The following is a 477-nucleotide window of genomic DNA, read 5'->3' on the forward strand; positions in this document are numbered from 1 at the left end:
CCGGGTCACCGCCGAGCTGAAGGGCCCGGCCACGATCCGCTGGCACGCGTACGACCTGATCGCGGGACGGCTCGCCCCGGCCCGGCCGTACAAGGACGGCAAGCAGACCCCGTACCGGGGGCACCCCGTCTTCGTCGCCCAGCACGCCACCGGGACCTGCTGCCGGACCTGTCTGCTGCGCTGCCACGGCATCCCCAAGGGCCGGGACCTCACCCGCGCCGAGCATGTGTACGTCGTGGAGGTGATCTGCCGCTGGATCGAGCGGGAGATGACCGGCGGCGCGCGCTGAGCGGCCCGCACCGGACCCCTGTCGAACCGGACCCGGTCACGAGATATCTTGATGTCGAGCAATGTTGCAGACGTGGAGCGGAGCACCCGGTGACTGACTCGACCATCATCTACACCTACACGGACGAAGCGCCGGCCCTGGCGACCCATTCGTTCCTGCCGGTGATCCAGGCGTACGCCGCGCAGGCC

General features: G+C 70.0%; 2 protein-coding genes. Both read left to right on the top strand.

Going from position 1 to position 477, the window contains the following annotated elements:
- The coding region (locus CCN33_RS28325) for a DUF4186 family protein (RefSeq protein ID WP_140394714.1) at positions 1 to 289 on the top strand (289 nt) is incomplete at its 5' end.
- A gap of 89 nt (positions 290 to 378) precedes the next feature.
- Positions 379 to 477 (top strand): NADP-dependent isocitrate dehydrogenase (locus tag CCN33_RS33320; protein ID WP_425275874.1); only part of this gene is annotated, 99 nt, incomplete at its 3' end.

The organism is Streptomyces recifensis (assembly GCF_002154615.1).
Classification (GTDB): Bacteria; Actinomycetota; Actinomycetes; order Streptomycetales; family Streptomycetaceae; genus Streptomyces; species Streptomyces griseoluteus.